This window comes from Moorena sp. SIO3H5, assembly GCF_010692395.1.
In the GTDB taxonomy this organism is placed as follows: Bacteria; Cyanobacteriota; Cyanobacteriia; order Cyanobacteriales; family Coleofasciculaceae; genus Moorena.
In genome coordinates, this window is record NZ_JAAHHS010000407.1 from 1 (window position 1) to 6623 (window position 6623).

The following is a 6623-nucleotide window of genomic DNA, read 5'->3' on the forward strand; positions in this document are numbered from 1 at the left end:
TCTCACGGCTGACAGCTCACGGCTAAATGCTTACCTAAATACTTTGGCAAAAGGTATATTAGATCACAGATTTACGGTTTTGGTGAGAGGATTTTTCACGAATCGATAATGATTGCTATATTGCAAGTTTCACAAATTACTTAATTTTAATAATTACTTAATAAAAACTTAACATTATGGTCATCGGTGAAACCATTTAGGGTTGGCAAAAGTCGTTTAACTAAAGTACTTACAAATGAATTGTAAACAAGGATTACAGTTGTTTTGATTACCAATAATCCCTATAAATTTGATTCACTATGGCTTCTGGGCTAAGGCTTCTGGGCTTTATTTAAGGGAATATGTTTACAAATAAAATGTAAATTATCTAATTATTAAATAACTAGTTAATCAATTACTAATTGACGCTAAATAGTTGAAAATTAAATCTACGACATATATTATAAAAAATAAGCAATATGTCGTAAAAATTAGCAATTTAGTGAAACACCCACTGGTTTTTCATTAGAATTTGAGTTAATTTAATTCGACAATAAATCTAAGTGATCAACCAAAGCCGTTGATGCCATCAGGGTGCTGAGCATTTCATAGTTGTATTCATGTATTTCAGAGTGTATTTTGAGTAGTAAATGGAATTCCTTGAACTAATTAAGGGTGTTGCTCTAGAGCCAACTGACAATTCACTTAGCACTGACCTCAAGGATGCCAACTTAAGGGGTGCTGACCTCAGGGGTGTTGATTTAAGGGGTGCTGACTTAAGCAGAGCTGACCTAAGTGATGCCAATCTCAAGGGTGCCCTGCTCAACGGAGCTGATTTGAGTCGTGCCTACCTCAGATGTGCAGATCTCAGTGATGCTAACCTCAGTGATGCCAACTTGATGGGTACTTATCTGAGTCGTACTGACCTCAGTCGTGCTAACCTAGGTGGTGCTAACCTGAGTAATGCCAACCTAATTGGTAGTCGAGTAAACAGTACTCAGTTTGGAGATAACTTAGGAATTTCTAAGGATCTCAAGCATGACCTAAAGCGACGAGGGGCAATCTTTGAGGAGTCTCCGAGTCTACGTTCTGGAATGCTTGCCTGTTCCTGACCAAGCCATGGGCAGCGCTATGCCAAGTACTAATTACCACTTACCCCTCTCAGGGATTGTCCTTGCAGGAGGGCTAAGCTCTCGTATGGGTAGGGATAAAGCTTTGATTCCGGTCGAGGGTGTCCCCTTATTGCGCAGAGTGTGTGATGTTGCCCTCAGCTGTATTGGTCAAGTCTCGGGTCAAGTCTCGGGTCAAGTCTATATAGTCACTCCCTGGCCAGAACGATACGTGGATATCTTACCTGAGACTTGTCGTGTTATTCAGGAAGTCCCATTACCAGAACAGACCACACCTCATGGTCCTTTGGTAGGATTTGCTCAAGGATTAGCTCATGTTGAAACAGATTGGGTACTGTTACTTGCTTGTGATTTACCCCAATTAAAAGCTGAGGTTGTGCAAGGTTGGGTCAAGCAGTTGCAGCAGACTCGGGAAAATGCGATTGACGAAAAGTCACGCTACGGGATAGCACTATTGCCACGGAACCCCAAGGGCTGGGAACCCCTGTGCGGCTTTTACCGACGCCAGTGTCTACCGAGCCTCACTGAGTTTATCAATCAAGGGGGACGGTCATTTCAGCGTTGGTTGGCCCAGCATCCAGTACAGGAGTTGCTAGTCACTGACACTAGGCAATTTTTTAACTGCAATACCCCTGCTGACCTAGAACAGTTGGAAATACAGGACTAAGTACATATAACTATTGTTGTCATAAGCTGGTGACAGGATTCGAACCCGCGGCCAGCTGATTACAAATCAGCTGCTCTACCAACTGAGCTACACCAGCAATCTTTTTTAGTATAACACCTAACACAACAACCAGTATAACACTAATTATAATAGTAGGCAACAGGTTAAGTATAACACGACTAGTGACTAAGGAGCTAGTCAAAGCTAAACATCACCCCAGACCCTAAACGCCACACTCCACAATCACGCTGGTGATCGGATGATGTTTAGCAATATTTTTTGAAGGTCCTAGTCACATCCTACCGACGCTGACCCCAACCGTTACAGCACGGGACTGATAGCTCCCCAGACCCGACCCTAGTTAACTTGCGCTCTTGCTTACGGAGAAAGCTACCTATCGATTGGGTGTGCAGAAAGCTTTCTATTACAATTTATGGAATAACATATAGTTTCTTTTTATTTGTGTTAATTTATGTTTATTTGGGTAAAAACCCAGAGTAAAAATTATTATTAATGATATGGCTAAAGTAACTGTAACTCTCTATATGGAAGAAAAAGACAAAGAAGCGCTTCAACGATTGGCAGATGCCGAAGAGCGCTCCTTGTCCCAAATGGCAGTACTAATTCTTAAACGAGCCATTAAAAAAGCTGAGCAGGCAGAAGACATACCACCCAAGGACTAATGAACAGTGTGGGGTGTGGGATGTGGGGTGTGGGGTGTGGGGTGTAGGGTGTAGGGTTTAGGGTTTAGGATTTAGGAAAAACTTTTTTTTGGAACTAAGGCAATCATTGTCTTAATGCACTTGCTCATGGGGATTTCCCCCTGTTCCCTTGCTGCATCGCTTCTGGATTTATGTGTACAGCTACCCCAAACCCCAAACCCCACACCCCAAACCCCACACCCCACAAACCCTCAGCTCCTATCCTCTATCTTGGAGGCTACTTAACTTCGTAATCCACTGCCATGACGTCTCCTCGGATCGGTTTGATATACTTCTCGATTACTTCCTGGTGGACTGGGTGATCCGCATAGGTACTCAGAGCGTCGCAATCGAGAAGTTGCACTCTCAACACATGCTGAAATCCCTGAGACCTCTCGGAAAAGTTCTCTCCACAGGAAAGTTCTACAATCCCAGGAATTTGGTCTTTCATCGCCAGGAGTCCATTCATAGCTAATGCGATCGCATCCGGTGAAGCGTCTTCTTTCCACTTGAACAAAACAATATGCTCGATCATCTTTACTTAAACGTTCCTAAATTCCTTTCGCCCCAGACTGTTCTAAATTACCTTTAATCATTCCACAATTAGCTCACATTCTCAATCTCAATGGTTTTATGATCTGCCTCAATAAGTGCCTGCTGCATAATCGGTGAAAGGTTTTCATTGAGCCGTCCAGAACGAATAAATTCGGCGTAGGTATCGGCTTCAATATCTAACATGGTTTCTTGAAGTTGCTCAAGCTCAAGAGTTTCGAGTTCAGGGTGGTTACTCCGTAACTCCTTAATTTCATTGTTTATCGTTGTTAGTTGGGAATCGATAAGTTTGGTTTGATAGCGCCACAGGTCCGAATCGATTTCTGTGGTGTTTAAGCCCTCCTCAAGATAATTTCTGACCCGATTCAGGGCGATGCGACGGGCAAGAACTTCAGAATATTGCTGACGTAGGGGTTGGTCACCAATTAAATTTAGCTTTTCGAGAAACCATCGAGTGGTTAACCCCTGGACTAGCAGGGTAAACAGTACCACGCCAAACACAGTTTCGATAATATCTTGTCGTCCTTCTAACACAACTGGCACACTTAAGGCCAGAGCAATGGAAACTGAACCTCGCAAACCACCCCACCATAGGACGGTTTGTTCCCGCCAACCAATTTGAGAGTTGGCCAAGATATTGCTGAGTGCGCCCAAACCATAAATTGCGATCGCTCTGGTGAGTAGTACAGCCAAGATAGTAACCGCAATTAATTTGATATTTTGCCCTAAACTAGCTATTTTAATTTGGTCACCAATCAGTAGAAAGACAATCGAGTTCACGAAAAAGGCTAAAAAGTCCCAAAACTCAGAGACAATCAACCGGGTACGGGGGTTCATACCAATGCGGGAGCCAAAATTGCCCAAGATCACCCCAACGGTGACTACCCCAATCACACCGGATCCCCCTAGTTCCTCCACAATTAAATAAGTGCCATAAGCAGAAACCAAGGTCAGGGATTGCTCCACCAGGGGTAAATCAAAGCGTTGGGTGGCGTAGGAAATTCCAAAACCAATGATGCAACCGATGCCAATTCCAATTCCGACAAACCCTAAGAAACGGGCAACACTAGTGGCAATGGAAAATTCTTCTAGTCCTAGGGGTAGTCCGACTAATAAACTAAAAGCAACCACCGCTACCCCATCATTAAATAGGCTTTCCCCCTCCATCAGCGTTTTCAGCCGTTTATCCGCACCCAATTCCCGAAATAGGGCAATAACTGAAACTGGGTCAGTGGCAGAAAGACTAGCTCCAACCAATAAAGCAATGCTCAGGGGTAGTCCTGTCAGCTGATTGATAGCAAAGGCAATGCCAACTACGGAAATAATTACCCCAGCGATCGCAAATAGACTCACCGGTACCAAATCCCGTCGTAAGTCGCGCCAGCGGATATTCCAAGCGGCTTCAAAGAGTAGGGGGGGTAGGAAAATTTCCAGAATCAGTTCTGGTGATAAGTTAACCAGTCGGACATCCACAAAGGCCAAGGCTAACCCAACAATTACTAGTAATAGGGTGTAAGGAATTTTACGGAACCAGGAAAAGATCCGAGATAAGGTTGCCACACTCAAAGACACCGACAGCACTAGGAGAAACTGTTCGAGGTTTTGCTTAATGGCGACTTCGCCAACAGTGGACTCTAGGGACATACAGAAACTCCAAGATAAACTCAAAAGGGAAAGCCTCTTGCCCATGCCTAAAATCACAGGGGTTTTCGGTTTTCCCCAAACCCACGCAAAATTAGTGATGAGTCAGGGAAATCAAGACAAACTGAAATTGATGGTAGTAGATGATGAGTCTGACAACTTAGATCTACTTTACAGAACCTTCCGCCGAAAATTTCAAGTGTTCAGAGCTAATGATGCCATAACCGCTTTAGATATTTTGGACACTGAAGGAGAGATGGCGATTATTATCTCAGATCAGCGCCTAGGGGGAATGAATGGCACAGAATTCTTAAGCAGGACAGTAGAGCGTTTTCCAGATACAATTCGCATCCTGTTGACTGCCTACACAGATATAGAAGATTTGGTGGCAGCAATTAACTCAGGTCAGGTCTATAAGTACATCACAAAGCCTTGGCAGGGTGAGGAACTAAAAGCAGTGGTGCGACAAGCTGCTGAAACTTACCAAGTGCTAAAAAAAAGAACCAGGGAACTTTCTCGGGCTTTACGACGGGAAGAATTGTTCAATATGGTGACAACGGCAATTCGAGAATCCCTAGATTATAGTAATCTACTGCAAAAGGTAGTGACCACCATGGGTCAAGCCTTTGATGCTACCGCTTGTATCCTGCGACCGGTAGAGTTCAACCAACTCACACCAGAATGTTTCACCTACAAGGTTTCTGGGGATGGCAATACACCTCATATCCCTAATGCTGATTTGATGATACAACAGGTATTAGAGAAACCCGAAACTAAGTTGTGGCAAGAAACCAGGGATGGTCAGAATTCGGTGCATTTGATCGTTCCCCTACCGGACCAACAACAGATCTTAGGGGTGTTGTGTCTATACCAGCAAAAGAGTGAGGGGTCTTGGAATACAGAAGATATCCAGCTGATAGAAGCCGTTGCTAAACAAGCAGCGTTAGCGATTTCTCAGGCAAAACTACTGCAACGCACCCAGTTACAGGCTCAGCAGATGCGGGATGAACTAGATGTAGCTCGCCAGATTCAGAGTAATTTGCTGCGTCAGAGTTGGCCAGATATGGAACAGGTGCGAGTGCAAGCTCACTGCACCCCAGCGCGACAGGTTGGTGGGGATTTTTTTGAAGTCTATGTTCATCCCCAAGGAGATATATGGCTAGCAGTTGGAGATGTATCCGGTAAAGGCGTACCTGCTGCTTTATTTATGACCAGTGCCATGTCGATGTTACGACGGGAACTTGCTCAAGAAACATCCCCAGACCCAAAAACAGTGATCCAAAATCTTAACCACACCATGTCAGATGACCTTTATAATACCAACCGTTTTATTACCCTGGTGTTGGCTCGTTATACCCCTGACAAACAACAGTTGGTTTACGCTAATGCTGGTCATACCTATCCTATGGTTTGGTCTGATCAGCAAGTAGTCCAAGAACACTCAGAGTCAAAAACTCCAGAGCCGACTTACCTAGAGGTTCGGGGTATTCCCTTGGGAATTTTGCCAATTTGGCAGGCGGAATCAGGACATTTAAGATTAAATTCAGGTAGCATCCTGCTACTAACAAGTGATGGAATTACCGAAGCAACCCTGAATCCAGTGACAGGTCGTTCATCCAACGGGTCAACCAGCACCACTTCTAGGCTTGAGTCATCCGGTCTTTGGGAGCTTCTGCTTCAGGAACCTGCTCCGTTTGACCTTAGTAATTTCTTAGCTCGGATTCGAGAGCGTACCAACCCGATTCAGGAAGACGACCAAACCCTAGTATCTCTGGAGATATTGTAGTGGATGAAAACAGAACTACAGATACCGAGTGACCTGAAGTTTTTGAGCATTGTCGAAAACTGGTTTCTAGGGATTTTGCAGGTTGAACTCGGAAATCGTGTTGATTGGCCTAGTCTATCCAATCGTTTGCGATTGGTGTTAGTGGAAGCTTACTCTAACGTAGTTCG

6 protein-coding genes, 1 tRNA gene and 1 pseudogene are annotated in these 6623 nt (G+C 44.3%); 5 read left to right on the top strand and 3 right to left on the bottom strand.

All coding sequences use genetic code 11. The features are described 5' to 3' along the window. Positions 1 to 629: 629 nt before the first annotated feature. Positions 630 to 1091 (top strand): pentapeptide repeat-containing protein, encoded by a 462-nt coding sequence (locus F6K52_RS29625; protein ID WP_293087218.1) that lies wholly within the window; start codon positions 630 to 632, stop codon positions 1089 to 1091. After that, on the top strand, positions 1045 to 1776 hold the full coding sequence (locus tag F6K52_RS29630; RefSeq protein ID WP_364420335.1) for a molybdenum cofactor guanylyltransferase: 732 nt from the start codon (positions 1045 to 1047) through the stop codon (positions 1774 to 1776). The genes F6K52_RS29625 and F6K52_RS29630 overlap by 47 nt, the downstream gene beginning before the upstream one ends. 24 nt (positions 1777 to 1800) lie before the next feature. On the opposite strand, the gene F6K52_RS29635 is transcribed toward F6K52_RS29630, so the two are convergent. Beyond that, positions 1801 to 1873, bottom strand: a tRNA-Thr gene (locus F6K52_RS29635). Positions 1874 to 2294: 421 nt separating this feature from the next. On the opposite strand from F6K52_RS29635, the gene F6K52_RS29640 reads away from it, so the two are divergent. Beyond that, positions 2295 to 2459 carry a ribbon-helix-helix protein, CopG family gene (locus tag F6K52_RS29640; protein WP_293087221.1) on the top strand — a complete coding sequence of 55 codons (165 nt, stop codon included), beginning with the start codon at positions 2295 to 2297 and terminating at the stop codon, positions 2457 to 2459. Positions 2460 to 2715: 256 nt separating this feature from the next. Here F6K52_RS29640 and F6K52_RS29645 read toward each other — a convergent pair whose 3' ends face one another. Then, complete coding sequence (locus F6K52_RS29645; protein WP_293087224.1) at positions 2716 to 3012, bottom strand: Dabb family protein; 297 nt, start codon at positions 3010 to 3012, stop codon at positions 2716 to 2718. Between the two features lie 68 nt (positions 3013 to 3080). Beyond that, positions 3081 to 4673: a Na+/H+ antiporter gene (locus tag F6K52_RS29650; protein WP_293087227.1), complete on the bottom strand. Its 1593-nt coding sequence runs from the start codon at positions 4671 to 4673 to the stop codon at positions 3081 to 3083. Between the two features lie 97 nt (positions 4674 to 4770). Between F6K52_RS29650 and F6K52_RS29655 the strand changes: the two genes are divergently transcribed. Together F6K52_RS29655 and F6K52_RS29660 are read left to right on the top strand one after the other, a co-directional pair. Beyond that, on the top strand, positions 4771 to 6456 hold the full coding sequence (locus F6K52_RS29655; RefSeq protein WP_293087235.1) for a SpoIIE family protein phosphatase: 1686 nt from the start codon (positions 4771 to 4773) through the stop codon (positions 6454 to 6456). 3 nt (positions 6457 to 6459) lie between these two features. Then, positions 6460 to 6623 (top strand): annotated as a pseudogene (locus F6K52_RS29660) (anti-sigma factor); the annotation flags it as partial.